This is a genomic window from Corynebacterium sp. NPDC104732 (assembly GCF_055583565.1).
In genome coordinates this window covers 111,149-131,730 of the sequence record NZ_JBVJNS010000005.1, presented here as the reverse complement: position 1 = coordinate 131,730, position 20,582 = coordinate 111,149, and the positions used below count along the sequence as shown (strand labels likewise).

Here is a 20,582-nt window from a genome sequence, read left to right as displayed (position 1 = left end):
CTGTACTGCCAAGAAGGCTTTCTTTTTTGATATCTACATCATATGTCAGACGTCTGATGTTGTGAAGGTTTTCTGTTAAAATAAAACATGAAAACAAACACAGAGTGTGCCTTTAGGCGGTCATTGGAATTCGGGCGTGTGTGCCGGACCGGTGATCGGCCCTTAGTTAAAGGAAAATCGATGTCAAAGGTGCTTGGAAAACACAAGCTCAATCCGACAGCTTCTGCGATTGAGGATTACATTCGCGATCATGCTCTAAAGCCTGGTGATGTGCTTCCTTCCGAAGCGGCCCTGTGTGAGATGTTGGAAGTCTCACGCAGCTCGATCCGCGAGGCGATGCGTACCTTGTCGTCGCTTGATGTGGTGGAAATTCGACACGGCCACGGCACGTATGTCGGCCAGATGTCGCTTGCGCCCTTGGTGAACGGTTTGACGCTTCGCCTGACGATTGACCAAAAAAGCGCATTGCTCAACCTCAAGCAAGTGGTCGACACGCGAATCGCCTTTGACCAGTTCAATGCGCGGAAACTCATTGAAGCGTACCGTCATCATTCCACGGATCGGTTGCGTGAAATCGTCGCGGAAATGCAGCAGTGTTTCGAAAACGGCGAGTCTATCGCCGTGGCCGACGGAAAGTTCCATGAAGAGCTAAATGCGAAGCTGTCCAACCAGCTGATCCAGGAGCTCTACATGGCGCTGTGGCAGGTGCATACGGAAGCGATCCCGCAGTTCCATCTGGATCGGGGGAAGGACTTGCGGGAAACCGTCGATGCGCACCTGAGCATGGTTGAAGCGATTGAGGCTGGCGATGAGGCGCGGTTGCTGCAAACTATCGATGATCACTACGGACCGCTGAAGCGGATGATTGATGAGAAAATCAATGACTAACTTTGCCTGCATAGATATAGGTGGCACGAAGATTGCTTATGGGCTTGTCGACGCCGCAACGCCCACCACGGTCACCGCAGTAGGGCGCACACCGACCCCAAAGTGCGACGTCATGGAGACGGTGGTGACGGTTGTTCAGGAATTACAGCGGCAGGCTCAGCTCCGTGGCGTGTCGATAGATGCGATCGGAGTGGGAGCCCCTGGGGTGATTGATCCGGTCGCCGGGACAGTGGTTTCTTCTGGCCCCACGATGTCGGGCTGGGCTGGAACTGACATCGCCGCAGCGCTCACTGCCCATTTCCCTGTTCCTGTTGGCATACATAACGACGTTCGCATCATGGGCCTCGGGGAAGCTGTCTATGGCGCTGGACAAGGTTTTTCCAACATTCTCTTTGTCAGCTTGGGAACAGGGGTGGGAGGAGCGCTCGTGCGAGGGGGCCGACTCCTTGACTCACCTCACCACACGGCGGGTGAACTCCGCGGCATCATTGGACGGGGGCCTGATGACAAAGCCTGCTCGGTGGAAGATTTCGCGTCTGGTCCCGGTTTGGCACGCTCCTACAACACCCAAACTGGTTTGGTTCTCGCGCTTCCTGAAATCATGCAGCGCTATCATGCAGGGGAAGATACTGCACGAGCTGTCATTGACCACAACATGTTCGCGTTAGGTGAAGCACTGGCTGGTTTTGCCTCCGCCGTCGATGTTGATGCCCTCATTATCGGTGGTGGGGTAGGCACTATTGGTGCTCCGATCCTCACCCCGCTAACAGAAGGTTTCCGGCGGCATGCGTTGCACCCCGTCGACACGATTCCCATCCTCCCGGCTCAACTTGGCACCAATGCACCATTGGTCGGGGCCGGATACCTGGCTCACTTGGCTTATAAAGGAGAATAACTAATGGAAAGTAAAGCTTTTTTGGAAGCTATTCGTGGCAGCCTCATTGTCTCCGTCCAAGCTCCGGACGGGCACCCGCTGCGCGACACCCGAACAATGTCATTCTTGGCTAAAGCCGCCGAAGCCGGCGGAAGCACTGCGATCCGCTGCGGCGGTTACGGCGGGCTCGCAGATATCCGTGCGATTGTCGACGCTGTCGATCTTCCCGTCATCGGACTCACGAAAGAAGGCAACGTCGGGGTGTACATCACTCCCACGGTTGCGTCAGCAGTGGCCGTTGCCGAAGCAGGGGCAACCGTAGTCGCAATAGACGCCACCCTCCGGCCTCGCCAGGACGGTTCCACTTTCGCCGACCAGGTCGCTGCGGTACACGAGGCTGGGGCATTAGCGATGGCTGACATCGCTACCCCAGAGGAAGCCGTCGCGGCACATGAGGCCGGCGCTGATCTGATTTCCACCACCTTGGCCGGTTACACTGAGCATCGGGAGAAAACCACTGGTCCAGACCTTGACCTGATCAAGGAAATCCGAGCACGACTCGGAAATGATGTCTTCCTGATCGGTGAGGGCCGGTTCCACACCCCAGAACACGTTCGCCAGGGGCGCGCTGTGGGGGCGGATGCCTTGATCGTCGGAACCGCAATCACCGACACCGCATGGATCACCCAGCAATTCGCGGAGGCCGCACATGACTGAGTCGTTCATCGCGGACGTGGTGCTCCCCGGAAACCGCCTGGGGGTGCACGACATTACGGTTGCCGATGGGGTGATCGTGGGGCTGGACCCCGTCGATAAGCCAGCGCAACAGGTCGTATTCCCCGGCCTCGCGGACCTGCATAACCACGGCGCAGTGGGGGAGTCCTTCCCCAACTCCGACCTCGCGGGCTGCCTCACCGCCGCGCAGTACCACCGCGCGCATGGCTCCACCACGCTGCTTGCTTCGACAGTGTCTCTACCTGCCGAACGGCTCCTGCCACAGCTCAGCGTGCTTGCCGACGTCGCCGAACAAGGAGCCATCGACGGTATCCATGCGGAAGGCCCCTTCATCAACACCTGTAGGTGTGGCGCCCAAGACCCTGTCGCGATCATCCCCGGTGACCCGGACCTGCTGCAGCAAATGATCACGCAGGCTCGAGGCCACCTGCGCTCGATCACGTTTGCTCCAGAAACGGCACATGCACACGAACTCATTGACATCTGCGCAGAGCACAATGTCATTGTGTCCTTTGGCCACACTGACGCGTCCGCCGAAGCTACCGCCTCAGCCATCGGCTACGCGGTCAGCCGAGGCGCGACCATCACCGCAACACACCTGTTCAACGCCATGCCTCCACTGCACCACCGAAAGCCCGGAGCGGTAGCAGCCCTCTTGGAAGCAGCAGGAGCAGGGGACGTGACCGTCGAGCTGATCGCCGATGGGGTGCATCTCAACGACAAAACAGTAGATATGGTGCTCGGTCTGGTCGGGCCAGCGCACGTCACCTTCGTCTCTGATGCGATGGCTGCCGCAGGAAAAGCAGATGGCCAGTACATGTTAGGAGCCCTCGACGTCACCGTTGCAGATGGCATTGCTCGGCTCACCACCTCCGATGGGACCGAGGGAGCAATTGCCGGTGGCACCACACGAGTGTTTGACCAATTGCGACGTGCAGTGCGTGCCGGTCACTCATTACCCGACGTCCTGACCGCATGTACCAGCGGCCATCACCTGTTGGGCAAATCACACCGAGCCACGATCGAGGCGGGCACTCCCGCGAACTTTATTGTGTGCGATAACGACTTAACCATCAACCGAGTATTTCGGGAAGCGGAAGAAGTAGGTTAACCCATGGAAATCGTCATCACGGAACGTCCAGAAATCGTTGCCGCGGACATCATCGAAAAATACGCGCGGGAAGGAAAGACTTTAGGTCTGGCCACCGGCTCAACACCGCTCAAGACCTACCAGGAGCTGATTCGTCGCCACAAGGAGGAAGGCCTCAGTTTCGCCCAATGCCAGGCTTTTCTCCTTGACGAATACCTCGGCCTGCCCCGGGAGCATGAGCAAAGCTACTATCGCACCATCCGGCGGGAATTTACCGACTCGATCGACATTGAGGACAGTGCCGTCCACAGCCCGGACGGGACTGCAGCAGATCCAGTCGCTGCAGGCAACCGCTACGACGAAGCAATCAAAGCGGCCGGTGGAATTGATATGCAGCTGCTAGGCATTGGAACGGACGGGCACATCGGTTTCAACGAGCCCGGATCCTCGCTAGCTTCCCGAACCCGAGTTAAGACCCTGCACCCCCAAACAATCAGGGATAACGCCCGCTTTTTCAACAACGACGAATCCCAGGTGCCCCACCACGTTCTCACCCAGGGCCTCGGGACCATCCTCGAAGCAGGGCACCTGCTGCTCATCGCAACAGGCGCCGGAAAATCGGAGGCGGTTGCCGCCCTAGCTGAAGGACCAGTGGCGGCGGTCTGCCCGGCCTCAGTGCTGCAGCTGCACCCCCACGCCACAGTTGTGCTCGACCCCGACGCAGCAGCTGGTCTCAAACACAGTGAGTACTATCGCTTCGCCGTGGACAACAAGCTAGCCGGGCAAGGGTATTAAAGCTGGAACTGGGCGGTCACTTCCTTACGGCGACGGTGCTCAGCCACAAACGACAGGAACGGGATCGTGCCAGCGAGCGCGGTGGTGACCCACTTCAGTGGTTCCCACCGCGCATTGATTCCAAGGTTGACGGTGGTCAGCAGGTAAATCATGTAGAACACGCCGTGCGCCTGCGCGACATAGAAGAACCACCCCGGAGCATCGGCCGGTGACGGCAAAATGAGGTACTTGTAGATCATTTCGGCGACCAAAATCAGCAGCCAAATACCGGTGACAAACGCCGCAATAGAGAAGAACCGCAAAGCCTTAGCCACTCGAGCTTGCCGGTCGGGATGCACCTGGGGGGTTGTCATGAATTTCTCCTTCGTCTACGAGGTTCATTTTGTGCGTTGAACTCTTCAACATTCATTGTGGGGCGCTCGGGGAGGAAAGATTCATCAATCTCCGTGACCTCAGCCTTACGCTGCTTCTCTAACTCCACAGGGGACATCCCAGTTTCCGAGTACTCGTTTTCCAACTGGATATAACGCCGGTACGCATACACAATGAAAGCTCCGAAAGCCGGCCATTGAATCGCATAGCCAAGATTCTGGAAAGTGCCAGTTCCGGCCCGGAATCGTGTCCACTGCCAGTAGGCAAGCCCCAAAGTGGCTGCCACTGCGAGAGTGAGAAACACAATATGGGTTACCCGCACCTTTTTCCTCTTGCGGGGAGGCTGCTCATTCAACTCGACATCGTCACTCACAAAGAAACAGTCTACCTGTTGTGCCTGGAAGAGCCACGATTCGGTAACTAGCTATCGAATGTGTATCATGTGAGAAAACCAAGGGCTTGTGGCGGAATTGGCAGACGCGCTGGATTTAGGTTCCAGTGTCTTCGGACGTGGGAGTTCAAGTCTCCCCAGGCCCACAGTTGTTCAGGAAGCGGGCCCCCGTTGGTGGGGCCCGCTTTTTGCATCGGCGCACCGTAGGGTTAAGTACAAGGGCGCGGAAATAGAGCGTACGGATGGGATGTTTCGCGCCTTAAAAATCCCATCCGTACGCTCGATTTCCGTGTCCTGATATGAAGGCGTGGAGATGCGCCGTCCACTAGGGCTCTCTTTTACAGGCCACATTGGGGCGGGAAGATGTCCCCGGTACGATGGGTTCCACTATGAGTATTTCCAGGCATATTGATGAATATGTAGCGGAGCATGGCATCACTCCTTCTGATGAGGTGGTGCCTGAAAATGAATGTCAGGTTTTTGATGGTGCGGTCGCTGACTCGGTGCAAAAGCTGGCTGAGGTTCGCGAAAACGTCGCAAAGGTGTTGAACAACCCTTAACTACCCCCAAAATAGGGCGCTTTCACAAAATCTAGTTTTGGGAAAGAAAATAACCGTCCAACTGCGAAAATGAAACCGAAAGATTTCGACACGCTAACTAACCGCCGTCAAAACATGACGGTTTCCTCACGATCTGTGGCATATTTGCAGAGTTAACTCCCAAGAAATTGGTGGAGTGCGTCAATCGCCGACTCAAAATCCAGCTACTGAAAGAGGAATAAACGTGACTGAGCTGCACATTCTGCGAGTGAACGGTGCGAATCGTCTGATCGACGAACTGGAGAACACTCCATTCGGGCTGGTTTTCGCGGGACAAGGTGTCGACTGGCTCGCCGGCCTGCGTACCGCAATTTCCGCAGGTGCCGGCCGGGCAATCGCCGATGTCGTCAGCGACGCAGCCGCGCAACTTGCTCCGGTTGAGGATGACATCGCCACGGCGCGACCGTTCGGCTTCGATCCCGTCAACTGGGCAAATGCTGAGCAGCCACCGTTGATTGATGCGACGATGGCGTCGGTAAGCATGCCCGGCATACTCACCGCACAGCTGGCCACCCTCATGACTCTGGAAGCGCAGGGTCTGGACATTGAGCGCGCCTGCACCGCAATCGGGCATTCACAGGGAATTCTCGCGGCGCACGCCGTGAAGGATCTCACCCGGGCCGCGGATTTTGTGGCGATCGCCCAGCTGGTGGGGGCCGCAGCCAGCAAGATCGCCCGCGAAAAACGCCTGGTGCCAAGCGGTGATCACACCCCGATGCTGTCCATTCAGGGCATCACCCGGGAGCAACTCGAGAACGCTATCGAGGGAACCGAGGTCGAGATCGGCCTGCGCAACGCCCGCGACTGGTATGTTGCCGTCGGGCAGCCGCAGCATCTGGTGGAGCTGAAGAAGCGCCTGGAAAAGCTTGCTGCAAAAGATGCCCGCGAGATTGAGAACAAGAAGCGTGGCGGCACCCCGTTTGCTCCGAAGTTCGCGTTCCTCGGGGTACAGGTTGGTTTCCACCACACCGCAATGCTGCCCGCCGTTGAGCTGGCCGCACAGTGGGCCGAGCGTGCCGCACTGGATGTGGAGCTGACGCGCGAGCTAGCTACCGAAATCCTGATCACCCCGGAGGACTGGGTGGAGGATGTCACCTCCGCTCTCGACGCTGGTGCAACGTGGCTGCTGGACGTCGGCCCGGGCGAAGGCGTGCGCGCTCTCACCACGAACATCGCTGCGGGGCGGGGCGCAGGCGTGCTCTCCGTCGGCACCCACGCCGGGCAATCCGCGCTTTTCGACGCAGGGAGCGCCCCATCACTACCGGTGTCCTTTGATCAGTTCGCCCCACGCGTGGAGAACGGCAAGCTCGTTACCAAGTTCACCGAGCTGACCGGACGTAGCCCGATGTTGCTCGCCGGTATGACCCCCACCACCGTGGACCCGGAGATTGTCGCTGCTGCTGCGAATGCAGGCCACTGGGCGGAGCTCGCTGGTGGCGGCCAAGTGACCCCGGAGATCCTGGAAAACAATATTGCGAAGCTGGATTCCTTGCTTAAGCCGGGGGTGAACGCGCAGTTCAACTCCATGTTCCTGGACCCATACCTGTGGCAAATGCAGATCGGTGGCAAGCGCCTGGTGCAGAAAGCTCGCCTGAATGGTGCGCCGATCGACGGTGTGGTGATCACCGCTGGTATCCCAGAGCATGATGAGGCAGTGGAGCTGATTCATGAATTGCGTGGCAACGGGTTCCCATGGGTTGCCTTTAAGCCGGGCGCGGTGAAGCAGGTCCGCCAGATCCTCGAGATTGCTCGGTCTGTCCCCGAGGTGCCGATCATCCTCCACGTTGAGGGCGGCAAGGCCGGTGGTCACCACTCGTGGGAGGAACTCGATGACCTACTGATTGCCACCTACGGCATGATCCGCGAGACCGAGAACACCGTCCTATGCGTCGGTGGTGGTATCGGCACTCCAGAGCGCGCCGCGGACTACATCACCGGTGAGTGGTCCACCAAGTACGATCTGCCCAAGATGCCGGTGGACGGCATCCTCGTCGGCACCGCAGCAATGGCGACCAAGGAAGCGAAGACTTCCGATGCCGTGAAGCAGCTGTTGGTGGAAACCAAGGGGCAAGACGAATGGGTTGGTGCAGGTAACGCAGCCTTCGGCATGGCCTCCGGACGCTCCCAACTGGGCGCCGATATTCACGAGATCGACAACTCCTTTGCCAAGTGTGGCCGTCTCCTCGATGAAGTAGCGGGCGATGCAGAAGCCGTTGCCGCTCAGCGCGAGGACATCATCGCCGCCATGGCTAAGACATGCAAAGTCTACTTTGGCGACCTGGCCGACATGACCTACGAGCAGTGGCTGAACCGCTACCTCGAGCTGTCCGGCCCGTATCAGGGGCAGTGGACTGATATTTCCTGGAAGAACCGCTTTGCCCAGATGCTGGAACGCGCCGAGGCTCGCCTCACCGAGCTAGACCACGGCGAGTTTGAACCGCAGGTGGAGCTGACTGAGGATCCAGCCCAGGCCGTCGTGAAGCTCGGCGAACTTTACAACACCACTGACCTGCTGCACCCGGCGGACGTCGCATGGTTCCTTGGGCTGTGCCGCACCCCGGGCAAACCGGTGAACTTTGTGCCGGTGATCGACAAGGATGTGCGCCGCTGGTGGCGCTCCGACTCCCTGTGGCAGGCCCACGATGAGCGCTACGACGCCGACGCCGTCTGCATCATCCCAGGACCAGCCGCTGTCGCCGGTATCACCCGCGCCAACGAGCCTGTCGCCGAACTGCTCGCACGCTTCAACCAGGCCACTATCGACCGCCTCGATGCCACCGACGCCCCAACGAAGACCGCCACCGAGCGCGTCCTCGCTGCACAGGGCACCTACTGGGCTGGACGCAACACCGGCTCGATGATCGCCCGCCTCGGCGACCTCGACGCATGGCAGCTTCACGACGGCGGAGCCACCCACGCCCCAACCGGCGCGACGCTACGCGACCTCGACGCCACTCACGCCGAACTGACCGTTCCACTGACCGGCTCCACCGCGCCGGGCACCACCGCGGACCTGAAGATTCGCTTCACCCTCCCAGAGGTCGGCGTTCCGACCGTCACCCAAGAAGACGCGGAAGCCGCCATGGGCGAACTCACCCGCATCGCTGCCGGTGGCGAACTGCCAGAGATCAAGGATGGCGTGGCGCACTGGAACACCGAACTGTCCACCGACCACATCGCCGACTACAACAACGTCACCGCCGCCTACTTGGATCGCACCGTCACCCCAGGTGGCACCGCGCCAGATGTCATCGTGGGACTGGCATGGCCAGCGATCTTCGCAGCCGTGAAGTCCGCCGTGATCCCAGGAACCGACTCTGCCTCCGTGGTCGAAGGCATGCTGTCCCTGGTGCACCTCGAGCACCACATCAAGCTGGTCGAAGCACAGCCCGACGCCCTGCCAGCAGCATCCGTGCCGATCCGCATCGAGGCAACCGCTGATGAGGTTTCCGATACGGACATGGGCCGCGTCGTCGTTGTGCGTGCCCGCGTCTACGCCGACTACCCAGACGCAGGCGAACGCCTCGCCGCGGAGCTGTCTGAGCGCTTCGCTATCCGTGGCCGTGGTGGCAAGATGACCGCCCGCACCAACACCTCCGTGTTCCCAACCGTGGTGGACACCCCGCGCTCCTTCCGTGCTTACGCCAAGGTCGTGGCACCGACCTCCATGAAGCCCTTCGCTGTGGTGTCCGGAGATCGCAACCCGATCCACGTGTCCGATACCGCCGCGGCGCTCGCTGGCTTACCGAACGGCGTTATCGTGCACGGCATGTGGACCTCCGCGATCGCCGAACTGATCGCTTCCTCCGGGTTTGAAGGCTCCGAGCCGAAGAAGGTGCTGGAATACACCGCGACCATGCTTGCACCGGTCCTGCCGGGTGCTGAGATCGAGTTCACCGTTGAACGTGCTGGCGTAGACAACCGCCCGGGCTTCGGCGAGGTCCGCGAGATCACCGCGAAGGTTGACGGAAACCTGGTTCTCACCGGTACCGCCGTCATGGCAGCGCCGGTGACGTTCTACGCCTTCCCAGGCCAGGGCATCCAGTCCCCAGGGATGGGCATGGCTGCCTACGCCAGCTCCCCAGCGGCGCGTGAGGTGTGGGATCGCGCCGATGCTCATACCCGCGCCAAGCTTGGCTTCTCCATCCTTGAGATCGTCCGCAACAACCCATCCGAAGTCACGGTGAAGGGCGAGAAGTTCCAGCACCCAGACGGTGTGCTGTACCTGACCCAGTTCACCCAGGTCGGCATGGCCACCTTGGGCTGCGCGCAGGTCGCCGAGATGCGCGAGGCGTCCGCCTTGAACCAGCGGGCCTTCTTCGCTGGCCACTCTGTGGGCGAATACAACGCGCTTGCCGCGTACGCCGGAGTGCTCTCCCTGGAATCCGTGGTGGAGATCGTGTACGCCCGAGGCCTCACCATGCACCGCCTGGTCGAGCGCGACGCTTCCGGTGTCTCTAACTACGGCCTGGCCGCGTTGCGTCCGAACAAGATGGGCATTTCCGCGGAGGAGGTTTTCCCATACGTTGCTTCCATCGCGGAATCCTCCGGTGAGTTCTTGGAGATTGTGAACTACAACATCGCTGGTGTCCAGTACGCTGTCGCCGGCACCCGCGCCGGGCTGGACGCTCTGGCTGCTGACGCGGAAAAGCGCGCGCCCGGCATGCGTGCCTTCATCCAGATCCCGGGCATTGACGTGCCATTCCACTCCTCGCACCTTCGCGACGGCGTGGGCGCGTTCCGTGACCACCTGGATTCCCTCATCCCGCACCACATTGACCTGGACATTCTGGTGGGTCGTTACATCCCGAACCTGGTTGCCCGCCCGTTCGAGCTGAGTCGCGAGTTTGTTCAGTCCATGGCTGAGGTGGTTTCTTCCGAGCAGCTCGACCAGATCTTGGCTGACTTTGAGGCTGCAGCGCAGGATGAGCAGAAGCTGGCCCGCACCCTGCTCATCGAGCTGCTCGCCTGGCAGTTCGCCTCCCCAGTGCGTTGGATTGAGACCCAGCACCTGGCACTCACGTCACTGGGCGTGGACCGCTTCGTGGAAGTGGGCGTGGGATCCTCGCCGACGATCGCGAACATGCTTGGCCAGACGATGCGCCTGCCGCAGTATGCGAATGCACACCTGGAGGTGCTGAACGTTGAGCGCGATGCGGCGACAGTGTTTGCTATTGATGCGATCACCCGTGAGGTTGCTGAGGACGAGCCAGCAGCTGAGGCTGCTCCGGAGACGGAGAATGTTGCAGCTCAGGCCACGGAGGTTGTGGCTGCCCCTGCTGCGGCGCCTGCCGGCGGCCCTCGCCCGGATGACATTGCCTTCACTCCGGCTGATGCCACCGACATGCTGATCGCTATCTGGACGAAGGTTCGCCCAGATCAGATGGGTGCTACGGACTCCATCGAGACCTTGGTTGAGGGTGTGTCGTCTCGCCGTAACCAGTTGCTGCTGGACCTTGGTGTGGAGTTCGGTCTCGGCGCGATCGATGGTGCTGCTGACGCGGAGCTATCCGACCTGAAGAACACCGTGTCCCGCATGGCCAAGGGGTACACCGCCTTCGGGCCGGTGCTTGCGGATGCGTCTGCGGACGCGCTGCGTCGTATCACCGGACCTACCGGAAAGCGCCCGAATTACATTGCTGAGCGCGTCACCGGAACGTGGCAGCTGGGCCAGGGTTGGGCGGATCATGTCCAGGCTGAGGTAGTGATGGGCGCTCGCGAAGGTGCGTCGCTGCGTGGTGGTGACCTCGCGACCCTGCCGCCAGCGAACAATGCGGCCGAGCTAGACGCACTTATCGACGCCGCCGTGCAGGCCGTCGCAGCCCGCCACGGGGTGTCCGTGGGGCTGCCATCCGCCGGTGGAGCTGGCGGTGGCGTGGTGGACTCCGCAGCGCTGGGCGAATTCGCCGAGGCTGTGACCGGGCGCGAGGGCGTGCTCGCAGAGACCGCTCGCACCATCCTGAATACCTTGGGCCTTGCCGACGCTCCAGCCCACGGACTGCCGGAGCAGGACGACAGCGTGGAACTGTTCGAGCTGGTCGCTCGCGAACTCGGATCGGACTGGCCACGCCAGGTCGCGCCTGCGTTCGATGAGAATAAGGCCGTGCTTCTCGACGACCGCTGGGCCTCTGCCCGCGAAGACGTCACGCGCTTTGCACTGGGTCAGCTGGAAGAACTGGACATCACCGGTGCGGGTGAGGCCGTCGCACAGCAGGCTGAGTTCTTTGGGCTCAATGACCTGGCTGCGCAGGCACGTTCCACTGAAGCGTTGCAGTACGCCAACGACGTGGCTGTGATCACAGGTGCGTCCCCGAACTCCATCGCTGCAGCTGTGACCGAGGGGCTGCTCGCTGGTGGTGCCACCGTGGTGGTCACCACTTCCAGCCTGAACCACAAGCGTCTTGAGTACTACAAGAAGCTCTACCGCGAGTCCGCTCGCGGCCAGGCTGCACTGTGGATCGTCCCAGCTAACCTGTCGTCCTACACGGACCTGGATGCCGTGATCGAGTGGATCGGCAATGAGCAGACCGCGACCGTGAACGGTGCGAAGAAGGTGCTGAAGCCAGCTTTGGTTCCGACGCTGCTGTTCCCATTCGCCGCTCCTCGGGTTTCCGGATCCCTGGCAGATGCCGGCCCGCAGGCCGAGAACCAGATGCGTCTGCTGCTGTGGTCGGTGGAGCGTCTCATCGCTGGTCTGTCTGCGATTGGGGTGGACGCGGAGATCGGTAAGCGCCTGCATGTGGTGATCCCAGGTTCGCCGAACCGAGGTCGCTTCGGCGGCGATGGCGCGTACGGCGAGTCCAAGGCAGCCCTCGACGCGCTGGTCACTCGCTGGCACGCTGAGCCAGTGTGGGGCTCTCGCACTTCGCTGGTCCACGCGCTCATCGGTTGGGTGCGCGGCACCGGCCTCATGGGCGGTAACGATCCGCTGGTCGAGGCTGTCGAAGCCGCAGGTGTACGCACCTACGCCACGAACGAAATCGCGGAGGAGCTGCTGTCGCAGGTCACCCCAGCGGTGCGTTCCAAGGCAGCGACCGCGCCGGTGGTGAAGGACTTCACCGGTGGCTTGGGTGAGGCTGAGCTGAATCTGGCTGAGCTCGCACGTAACGCTGCGGCACAGGCATCGGAGGCAGGGGACGTCGACAAGCCGCGCACCATTAAGGCCCTTCCAACGCCGTACCGTCGTTTCGACGCCACCACGCCGTCCTTCGAGGTCACCCAGAAGCTTGAAGACATGGTTGTCATCGTCGGCGCCGGCGAGTTGGGCCCATACGGCTCTGCCCGCACGCGTTTCGACGCCGAACTCACCGGATCCCTGACCGCCGCCGGCGTCACTGAGCTGGCATGGACCATGGGACTGATCCACTGGGACGAGGACCCGAAACCGGGCTGGTACGACGCATCCGACGAACCGGTTGCGGAGGAAGACATCTTCGACCGCTTCCACGACGAGGTCCTCGCGCGTGTGGGCGTTCGCCAGTACCACGATGACTTCGGCATGGTGAACAACCTCATGCCGGAGCTGACGACCGTGTACCTGGACCGTGACCTGTCCTTCAACGTCGCTGACGCAGCTGCTGCCCGCACCTTCGTTGACTCCGAGCCGGAAACCACCACGGCGCACCTGGACGAGCAAATAGGGGAGTGGGTTGTCACCCGCAAGGCTGGTTCCGCAGTTCGCGTGCCACGCCGCATGGCGATGTCTCGCTTTGTTGGTGGCCAGATCCCAGAGGGATTTGACCCCAGCGTGTACGGCATCCCAGCGGACATGATCGACAACCTGGACCGCGTCGCTGTCTGGAACCTGGTCTGCACCGTGGACGCCTTCCTATCCAGCGGTTTCACCCCCGCAGAGATCATGCGTTCCTTGCACCCAACCCGCGTGTCCTCCACCCAGGGCACCGGCATGGGCGGCATGGCGTCCCTGCGTTCCCTGTTCGTTGATGGCCTGCTCGCTGAGCCGCGACAGAACGATATCCTGCAGGAAGCGCTGCCGAACGTCATGGCAGGCCACGTCATGCAGTCCTACGTTGGTGGTTACGGCCAGATGATCCACCCAGTAGCAGCATGTGCCACCGCCGCGGTGTCCGTGGAAGAAGGCATGGACAAGATCCGCCTGGGTAAGGCAGACTTCGTGGTCGCAGGTGGCCTGGATGACCTGTCGATGGAAGGCATCACCGGCTTCGGTGATATGGCGGCCACCGCCGATTCCGGTGTCATGCGAGGCAAGGGAATTGAAGACAAGTTCTTCTCCCGAGCCAACGACCGTCGCCGTGGTGGCTTCGTCGAATCCGCTGGTGGCGGCACGATCCTGCTGGCTCGTGGTTCCGTGGCAGCTGACCTTGGCTTGCCGGTGCTCGGCGTGGTGGGCTTTGCCGAATCCTTCGCGGACGGTGCGCACACCTCGATCCCGGCTCCTGGCCTGGGCGCACTGGGTGCAGCTCGTGGTGGTACGCAGTCCCGGTTCGTTACTGCTCTGGCCTCGCTTGGTGTGACGCCGGATGACATCGCGATCGTGTCCAAGCACGACACCTCCACCGAGGCGAACGATCCAAACGAATCAGACCTGCATACCCGCATTGGTCGCGCAATTGGCCGCACCGCAGGTAACCCGCTGTACGTGATCTCCCAGAAGACCCTCACCGGTCACGCCAAGGGCGGCGCCGCAGCATTCCAATTGATCGGCCTTACTCAGGTCCTACGCTCCGGCGTCGTTCCTCCGAACCGCTCCCTGGACTGCGTCGACCCAGCCCTAGAGAAGAACTCCGATCTGGTGTGGCTGCGCTCCTCCCTGGACCTGCGGTCCCGCGCACCAAAGGCCGGCCTGGTGACCTCTCTCGGCTTCGGACATGTCTCCGCACTCATCGCCATCGTGCACCCAGCCGCATTCGAAGCAGCTTTGGGCGCCCGTGCAACCGAATGGCGCTCTGCCGCAGCAGCCCGCGAGGCCGCCGGTCTGCGCCGGATCCTCAGCGCCATGCATGGGGGCGCAGCCCTCTACGAGAAGCCAGTCGACCGAAACCTTGGCGGCACCGGCGCAGCAGCCAAGGAACGCGAAGCAGCAATGCTGCTTTCCGAATCCGCGCGCCTCATCGACGGTGTAATGCAGCCGTAGAAAGCGCCCGTGCGGGATTTGGTAATGTAAATTGACGTTTTCCTTGTGAATTAGTCACTTTGCATTACCAGATTCGAAACTAAGGCCCGGTTCCGTAAGGGGATCGGGCCTTTCTAGTCCCGTCGGCCAGTTAACCCGGTAATCACAGATTCGGTCGCACTGGATGCGAGATTTGTGAGTTGAACATCAAAGTTTTTCTCAGGCTGCAAAGGATCTCGCATGCAAACGGTTGCGCACTGCTGGGTCGGTTCGTGAGCTGCACCGTCGACATCAAATGCCCCCACATAGGGGGAGTTTTGGTGGGGGGCGCAGCCGATTTTTCCTGTTCAACAATGTAAAAAATGTTGCATCCGACACTATTGGGCAATAATTAATTCTCAAACATGCGGGGGAGGACTACTGTGAGGTGTGTCAGTTGAGAAAAAGTTTGCACTTCGGGTCACGAGTTGCCTTGAGAAGTGAGCGAAATGCAAAAATTTCTCATTCCTCCGCCATCGAACGGAAAACTCATGTCCCTCGTTACGGAATCTCGTGATTCACAACTAGGAAGCTCCGGCGACGCCGACCGATCATATGCTGCCCTCAAGTGGCAGAAGAACGACACCGTCTGGATGCTCAGCCTCTTCGGTACTGCGATCGGTGCTGGCGTCCTGTTCCTGCCAATCAACGCAGGTGTCGGCGGTATTATCCCGCTGTTGATCATGACGTTTGTCGCTTTCCCAATGACCTTCTGGGCACACCGTGCTCTCACCAGGTTTGTCCTCTCGTCTTCCTCGGAAGAAGGAGACCTCACTGAGGCAGTGGAAGAACACCTCGGTTCCAAGGCTGGGTTGGCGATGACAGTTCTGTACTTCCTGTCGGTGTACCCAATCCTGTTGGTTTACTCCGTCACCATCACCAACACAGTTACCTCTTTCATGGAACACCAGCTCCACATGTCCGCTCCACCTCGTGGTTTGCTTGCTGGACTGTTGGTTGGCTCATTGATCTTGATCGTCAACTTTGGCTCAAACGTAGTGGTCAAAGTGATGTCTGTCCTGGTTTTCCCGTTCATCGCTATCTTGGTGCTGCTCTCTCTCTACCTGATTCCACAGTGGAGCGGCGCACTGTTCACTACGTTTAGCCTGGAATCGGTTTCCGCAGCTTCTGGCCACGGCCTTGCAGTTACGCTGCTGTTGCTCGTGCCAGTGATGGTGTTCTCGTTCAACCACTCGCCAATCATCTCTTCCTTTGCTAAAGAGAATAAGAAGATCTACGGTGCGAACAGCGATAAGAAGACCGGTCGAATCCTGGCTTCCGCTGAAATTCTGATGGTTGTTGTGGTTATGCTGTTCGTTTTCTCGACCGCTTTGTCGCTGAGCCCAGAAAACATCGCTGAGGCCAAGGCGCAAAACATCACGATTTTGTCCTACCTGGCTAATCACTTCGATGATCCAGTGATCGCTTGGGTTGCACCAGTTGTTGCCATCATCGCCGTCGCAAAGTCCTTCCTGGGCCACTACCTGGGCGCAGCTGAGGGCTTTGAAGGCATTGTCAAGCGCGCGTCGAGTAATAAGAAATTTGCAGAAGGTAAGTCCCTGCACAACTTCACGTTGATGTTCATGCTGGTCAGCTCTTGGCTCGTGGCTTGGGCTAACCCTTCCATCTTGGGAATGATTGAAACCCTGTGTGGCCCAACGATTGCAATCCTGCTCTTCCTGCTGCCGCAATACGCGATCTACAAGGTTCCAGCATTGAAGCGATTCCGTGGGCACTTTGGTAACTACTTCACCACAGTCATCGGTGTCGTTGCGGTGTGCACCATCGTCTACAACATCTTCCAGGTTTTCTAAACAGCTGCTGCTGGAATTGAAAAAGGAGTAATAAGGCCGTGTTCATCAGCATCTTCGAAATGTTCAAAATCGGAATCGGGCCGTCGAGCTCACACACTCTTGGTCCTATGAAAGCAGCCAAGAGCTTTGTCGACGAGCTGGAAGCATCAGAACTCATCAGCATGGTGGATCGCGTCAGCGCTGAAGTGTATGGTTCATTGTCACTGACCGGCAAGGGACATGCCACCGACAATGCGATCATCATGGGCCTGGCGGGGTTTGAACCAGAGACGGTCGACATCGATCAGATGCCAATTTTCCTCGATACCGTTCGCTCCACGAACAAGCTGAATATCGGTAGCTCGCAAAAGGAGGTAGCCTTCGACGGGGAGAATGGGATCGTCTTCCGCAGTGACTTCCATCCTGCTCACGAAAACACGATGTCGCTGACTGCTTACCGTGGCGAAGAGGAAGTCCTCACTAAGTTCTACTGTTCCATTGGCGGTGGCTTCGTTATGCCGGCTTCGGAGATCGGAAAGCGATGCGATACGCACCAGCCAGTGCCATATCCGTACCCAACTGCCGATGCTTTGCTCCGACTCTGTAATCAAAAGGGGCTCAGTATCCCAGAGCTGGCCATGGCGAATGAAATTGCAGCTCATGGTGAGCAAAAGGTCCGGGAGCATATGGCACGGGTATGGGAAGTCATGCAGGAAGGCATTGATCGGGGGCTCCATACAGACGGAGTGCTGCCGGGGCCAATGCGAATCCCTCGTCGTGCCGCAGCACTGAAGCATCGCATTGAGTCCAAAGATGCTCCCCACCGGTTGGGCGCCCTGGAAAGCGTCAACTGGGTGAACATGATTGCCTTCGCAGTGAGCGAAACCAATGCAGCCGGTGGTCGAGTGGTGACCGCACCTACCAATGGTGCGTGTGGCATTGTTCCAGCAGTCTTGGCCTACTATGACAAATTCGTCGAGAAGGTCACCCCAGACAGCTACGCTGACTATTTCTTGACCTGCACCCAAATCGGAGCTCTGTACAAGATGAATGCCTCTATTTCTGGTGCCGAAGTTGGTTGTCAGGGTGAGGTGGGGGTTGCTTGTTCAATGGCAGCTGCAGGCTTGGCGCAACTGTTGGGCGGAACTCCAGCCCAGGTATGCAGTGCTGCGGAGATCGCAATGGAGCACAACCTTGGGCTCACCTGTGACCCCATCTGTGGGCAAGTCCAAGTTCCTTGTGTAGAACGAAACGCCATTGGTGCTGTGAAGGCAATCAACTCCGCCACGATGGCGATAAACCGAGACTCCGAGCCAGCAGTGTCGCTCGATTCGGTCATTGCAACAATGTATGCAACCGGAAAAGACATGGACAATAAGTACCGTGAAACTTCTGCCGGCGGTCTGGCCAAAGTGGTATTTCCAGTACTTTTGCCTTGCTCGTAGTATTAAAATCAGGCAAGAAAGTTCTCACCACCTCGACACATCAACTACCGGTGTGTCGAGGTGATGTGCAGTGGTTATGTAGAGAAGATGATGGCGATGAAACAAGATCCGAAAGCAATGCAACATCTCATGATGTCAGCTCCGGTCCGGGATCGGCAGGATCTATATGATCGATACGTGCCGTTGGTGGAATTTCTTGGCCAGGCCATCGGTCCCAATTGTGAAATCGTGCTTCACGACCTAACTGTTCCCGACGAGTCAATCATTGCGATCGTAAACGGCCACATTAGTGGTCGAAAGCTCGGCGGCCCAGTTACGAATTTTGCATTGTGGTTCATGCGTCAGGGGGCAAAGTCTTCTGTGCCATATGTGGCAGGCTATCGCGCAGTAAACGGCGCTGGAAGGATCTGTCGATCTTCAAGCTACTTCATCAGAAACGAACAAAATGAACTCATCGGAATGATCTGCGTCAACGTAGACATTACTGATTTTGTTCAGTTTCACCGATTCGTTGGGCCGCAAATCGGCCAATCGACACCAGTGGTAGCCAACGGTTACGAAGATGAAGTGGAAATGCTGCCAATGCCTGACCCCATTGAGGATCAGCCGGTGGATTTGGGTGGCTTCCAGGACTTAAGTCCGGTCGACGAGGTGAAGAAACAAGCAGTGATGGACTTCACCACGCCGTCAGCACCTAAAACCGTTGCAGAAGACACGATGGAAAATCTGCAATCCAACCTGGACAACCTACTGGAGTCAATGCTTGGTGGTGCGATTGCGAAATATGGTTATGTGATCGAGAACATGGGGGTAGACGAACGGCTCAACGTGGTTTCCGATCTGGATGAAGCAGGGTTCTATCTGCTCAAAGGCGGAATTGCGGCTACCGCAGCCAAGCTCGGCGTGTCTGAGGCGACCATCTACCGCTATTTGGTGCGCGTGCGGCAATAAGCGCTAAAAACCCAATACGCCCGGCAACCTGCAAAATTGAGGTTGCTGGGCTTTGGCGTTTGGTCACTAGCCTGCAATTGCTTGGAGTGTGGCGAGGTGGGTGTGCCAGGCCTTAAGCCCGTCGCTGGTGAGAGACAGTTTTGTTTGCGGCTTCTTGCCGACGAACCCCTTTTTAATCTTCACGTACCCCAGTTCTTCCAAGGCAGACGCGTGCTTGAAGAGGGGGGAGTCGGTGGTAGCGATATAGTCTCGTAGGTCTTTGAAAACCATCGAATCCACTCCTGACAATGCTGCTACCAGGGAGAATCGCAAGGGGTTGCTGAATGCAGGGTTGAGGTCGAGGCGGGGGTGAGCGCTCATCGGACTACTCGATTCACGATTGCTTCCCAGGTTGTGCCAGCGACAACTAGCAGGAGGAAGATAGTGGACAGGAACATTGCTGTGTCGAGGCTCGCGTGGAGGACCGTGGCGAGGACCTACGTGATCGCCCACAGGGACATCATTACGCCCCATCGTTTGCCGAAACCTCGGCGTGTGGCTGGTTGGACGATAGCAAACACACCGAGCATAGAGCAGAACACTACGGTCCAGGTGACGCTGAGGATGGTGGGGATCAGTGAATCCGGTGCCCAATGCCTGCCCATGACGTAGATCGTTCCGGCAGTGCACAAGGCCACGTACGTGATCCACACTGGATTGAAGCTACTGGCGCGGGAGGAAAGAGGGTTAGCGAGTTGAAGTTGTTCGCGGGCTTGTTCTGGGGTGGTCATTGTTGGGCTCCTTGGTGGGTGTTGTGCTGACAAGCTTGAGTAAAGAAACAACTTTCCATGTTGGCAAGAGCTTTCCAGAAACTCGTGCCGGATTTGGTAATGCAAACTGACGAAAATCCAGGTAAAAGTACAGTTTGCATTACCAAATCCGACAGGAGATACCTTCTGCATTGCCCCATCCGATGACGCAGTGCACATGTTCTCGACCAGCACCGGTGCTCGCATTTAGTAGGCTTAACCGCATCATCTGATTAGATACGGGAGCTTACTTGTTCGTTGGCATTGACCTTGTCCACATCCCCGGTTTTGCTACGCAATTAGAACAGCCAGGGTCGCGCTTCTTGGAGGTATTTCACCCGCTAGAGTTGCGACGTGCAACCAGGAAAACCAACCGCACCCAGCATCTCGCCGGGTGCTGGGCGGCAAAAGAAGCCTTCGTCAAAGCCTGGTCGCAATCCATGTATGACCAGCCACCAGTTGCAGAGGAAATGATCTGGTCACAGCTTTGCATCGAGCAAGATCAGTGGGGGCGCGTGCGCCTACGCCAAGACTTGGTTGCTGCCCATGTCGAAGTCTCGATTAGCCACGACGGCGACTACGCCACGGCGGTGTGCTTGTTGGCACCAGCACCCTCGGACCGCTAACCGCGAGACCTGGAATTCGAGAGCGGGAGCTGCAAATCTGCTATTTTTGCTTTTTGGGTATTTTATTCACCTAGACTCGAATTCCAGGTCCCGCACATTAGC

At 58.8% G+C, this 20,582-nt stretch carries 15 protein-coding genes and 1 tRNA gene; 12 read left to right on the top strand and 4 right to left on the bottom strand.

Going from position 1 to position 20,582, the window contains the following annotated elements; translation table 11 throughout:
• The first annotated feature begins 180 nt into the window (after positions 1-180).
• From ACZ6ZO_RS05565 to nagB, 5 genes are read left to right on the top strand one after another with little or no spacing between them, the layout of a single operon-like run.
• Complete coding sequence (locus tag ACZ6ZO_RS05565) at positions 181-888, top strand: FadR/GntR family transcriptional regulator (protein ID WP_182385516.1); 708 nt, start codon at positions 181-183, stop codon at positions 886-888.
• Positions 881-1,783 carry an ROK family protein gene (locus ACZ6ZO_RS05560; RefSeq protein WP_208767983.1) on the top strand — a complete coding sequence of 301 codons (903 nt, stop codon included), beginning with the start codon at positions 881-883 and terminating at the stop codon, positions 1,781-1,783. The genes ACZ6ZO_RS05565 and ACZ6ZO_RS05560 overlap by 8 nt, the downstream gene beginning before the upstream one ends.
• Before the next feature lie 3 nt (positions 1,784-1,786).
• A complete protein-coding gene (locus ACZ6ZO_RS05555) occupies positions 1,787-2,479 on the top strand; it encodes an N-acetylmannosamine-6-phosphate 2-epimerase (RefSeq protein WP_208767982.1) in 693 nt (230 codons plus the stop codon).
• A complete protein-coding gene (locus ACZ6ZO_RS05550; protein ID WP_182385519.1) occupies positions 2,472-3,608 on the top strand; it encodes an N-acetylglucosamine-6-phosphate deacetylase in 1,137 nt (378 codons plus the stop codon). The genes ACZ6ZO_RS05555 and ACZ6ZO_RS05550 overlap by 8 nt, the downstream gene beginning before the upstream one ends.
• Positions 3,609-3,611: 3 nt before the next feature.
• Positions 3,612-4,382: a glucosamine-6-phosphate deaminase gene (gene nagB, locus ACZ6ZO_RS05545; protein ID WP_182385520.1), complete on the top strand. Its 771-nt coding sequence runs from the start codon at positions 3,612-3,614 to the stop codon at positions 4,380-4,382.
• Here nagB and ACZ6ZO_RS05540 read toward each other — a convergent pair.
• Both ACZ6ZO_RS05540 and ACZ6ZO_RS05535 read right to left on the bottom strand, forming a co-directional pair.
• A complete protein-coding gene (locus ACZ6ZO_RS05540; protein ID WP_182385521.1) occupies positions 4,379-4,735 on the bottom strand; it encodes a DUF3817 domain-containing protein in 357 nt (118 codons plus the stop codon). The genes nagB and ACZ6ZO_RS05540 overlap by 4 nt on opposite strands.
• On the bottom strand, positions 4,732-5,127 hold the full coding sequence (locus tag ACZ6ZO_RS05535) for a hypothetical protein (protein ID WP_407926234.1): 396 nt from the start codon (positions 5,125-5,127) through the stop codon (positions 4,732-4,734). The genes ACZ6ZO_RS05540 and ACZ6ZO_RS05535 overlap by 4 nt, the downstream gene beginning before the upstream one ends.
• 82 nt (positions 5,128-5,209) lie before the next feature.
• Between ACZ6ZO_RS05535 and ACZ6ZO_RS05530 the strand changes: the two genes are divergently transcribed.
• From ACZ6ZO_RS05530 to ACZ6ZO_RS05505, 6 genes are all read left to right on the top strand, one after another.
• Positions 5,210-5,291, top strand: a tRNA-Leu gene (locus ACZ6ZO_RS05530).
• Positions 5,292-5,534: 243 nt separating this feature from the next.
• Complete coding sequence (locus tag ACZ6ZO_RS05525) at positions 5,535-5,705, top strand: hypothetical protein (protein ID WP_182385522.1); 171 nt, start codon at positions 5,535-5,537, stop codon at positions 5,703-5,705.
• A gap of 223 nt (positions 5,706-5,928) precedes the next feature.
• The gene (locus ACZ6ZO_RS05520) at positions 5,929-14,859 is read left to right on the top strand and encodes a fatty acid synthase subunit beta domain-containing protein (RefSeq protein WP_465291155.1); all 8,931 of its coding nucleotides are present in this window, start codon (positions 5,929-5,931) and stop codon (positions 14,857-14,859) included.
• Positions 14,860-15,368: 509 nt separating this feature from the next.
• Positions 15,369-16,691, top strand: a complete 1,323-nt coding sequence (locus tag ACZ6ZO_RS05515) for an aromatic amino acid transport family protein (RefSeq protein WP_465291153.1) — start codon at positions 15,369-15,371, stop codon at positions 16,689-16,691.
• 38 nt (positions 16,692-16,729) lie between these two features.
• Positions 16,730-18,115 (top strand): L-serine ammonia-lyase, encoded by a 1,386-nt coding sequence (locus tag ACZ6ZO_RS05510; RefSeq protein ID WP_269149328.1) that lies wholly within the window; start codon positions 16,730-16,732, stop codon positions 18,113-18,115.
• 96 nt (positions 18,116-18,211) lie between these two features.
• Complete coding sequence (locus ACZ6ZO_RS05505; RefSeq protein ID WP_465291151.1) at positions 18,212-19,066, top strand: helix-turn-helix transcriptional regulator; 855 nt, start codon at positions 18,212-18,214, stop codon at positions 19,064-19,066.
• A 66-nt stretch (positions 19,067-19,132) separates the two neighbouring features.
• Here ACZ6ZO_RS05505 and ACZ6ZO_RS05500 read toward each other — a convergent pair whose 3' ends face one another.
• On the bottom strand, positions 19,133-19,426 hold the full coding sequence (locus ACZ6ZO_RS05500) for a winged helix-turn-helix domain-containing protein (protein ID WP_182385525.1): 294 nt from the start codon (positions 19,424-19,426) through the stop codon (positions 19,133-19,135).
• Positions 19,427-19,542: 116 nt separating this feature from the next.
• Entirely contained in the window at positions 19,543-19,836 is a 294-nt protein-coding gene (locus ACZ6ZO_RS05495; RefSeq protein WP_465291148.1) for a hypothetical protein, read from the bottom strand.
• 269 nt (positions 19,837-20,105) lie between these two features.
• On the opposite strand from ACZ6ZO_RS05495, the gene acpS reads away from it, so the two are divergent.
• The gene (gene acpS, locus ACZ6ZO_RS05490; protein ID WP_465291146.1) at positions 20,106-20,480 is read left to right on the top strand and encodes a holo-ACP synthase AcpS; all 375 of its coding nucleotides are present in this window, start codon (positions 20,106-20,108) and stop codon (positions 20,478-20,480) included.
• Positions 20,481-20,582: the final 102 nt, after the last annotated feature.

Bases quoted from the DNA above. Each gene is read 5' to 3' on its own strand.
- ACZ6ZO_RS05565 (WP_182385516.1), top strand. From the start codon at position 181: ATGTCAAAGGTGCTTGGAAAACACAAGCTCAATCCGACAGCTTCTGCG.
- ACZ6ZO_RS05560 (WP_208767983.1), top strand. From the start codon at position 881: ATGACTAACTTTGCCTGCATAGATATAGGTGGCACGAAGATTGCTTAT.
- ACZ6ZO_RS05555 (WP_208767982.1), top strand. From the start codon at position 1,787: ATGGAAAGTAAAGCTTTTTTGGAAGCTATTCGTGGCAGCCTCATTGTC.
- ACZ6ZO_RS05550 (WP_182385519.1), top strand. From the start codon at position 2,472: ATGACTGAGTCGTTCATCGCGGACGTGGTGCTCCCCGGAAACCGCCTG.
- nagB (WP_182385520.1), top strand. From the start codon at position 3,612: ATGGAAATCGTCATCACGGAACGTCCAGAAATCGTTGCCGCGGACATC.
- ACZ6ZO_RS05540 (WP_182385521.1), bottom strand. From the start codon at position 4,735: ATGACAACCCCCCAGGTGCATCCCGACCGGCAAGCTCGAGTGGCTAAG.
- ACZ6ZO_RS05525 (WP_182385522.1), top strand. From the start codon at position 5,535: ATGAGTATTTCCAGGCATATTGATGAATATGTAGCGGAGCATGGCATC.
- ACZ6ZO_RS05515 (WP_465291153.1), top strand. From the start codon at position 15,369: ATGTCCCTCGTTACGGAATCTCGTGATTCACAACTAGGAAGCTCCGGC.
- ACZ6ZO_RS05505 (WP_465291151.1), top strand. From the start codon at position 18,212: ATGAAACAAGATCCGAAAGCAATGCAACATCTCATGATGTCAGCTCCG.
- ACZ6ZO_RS05500 (WP_182385525.1), bottom strand. From the start codon at position 19,426: ATGAGCGCTCACCCCCGCCTCGACCTCAACCCTGCATTCAGCAACCCC.
- ACZ6ZO_RS05495 (WP_465291148.1), bottom strand. From the start codon at position 19,836: ATGACCACCCCAGAACAAGCCCGCGAACAACTTCAACTCGCTAACCCT.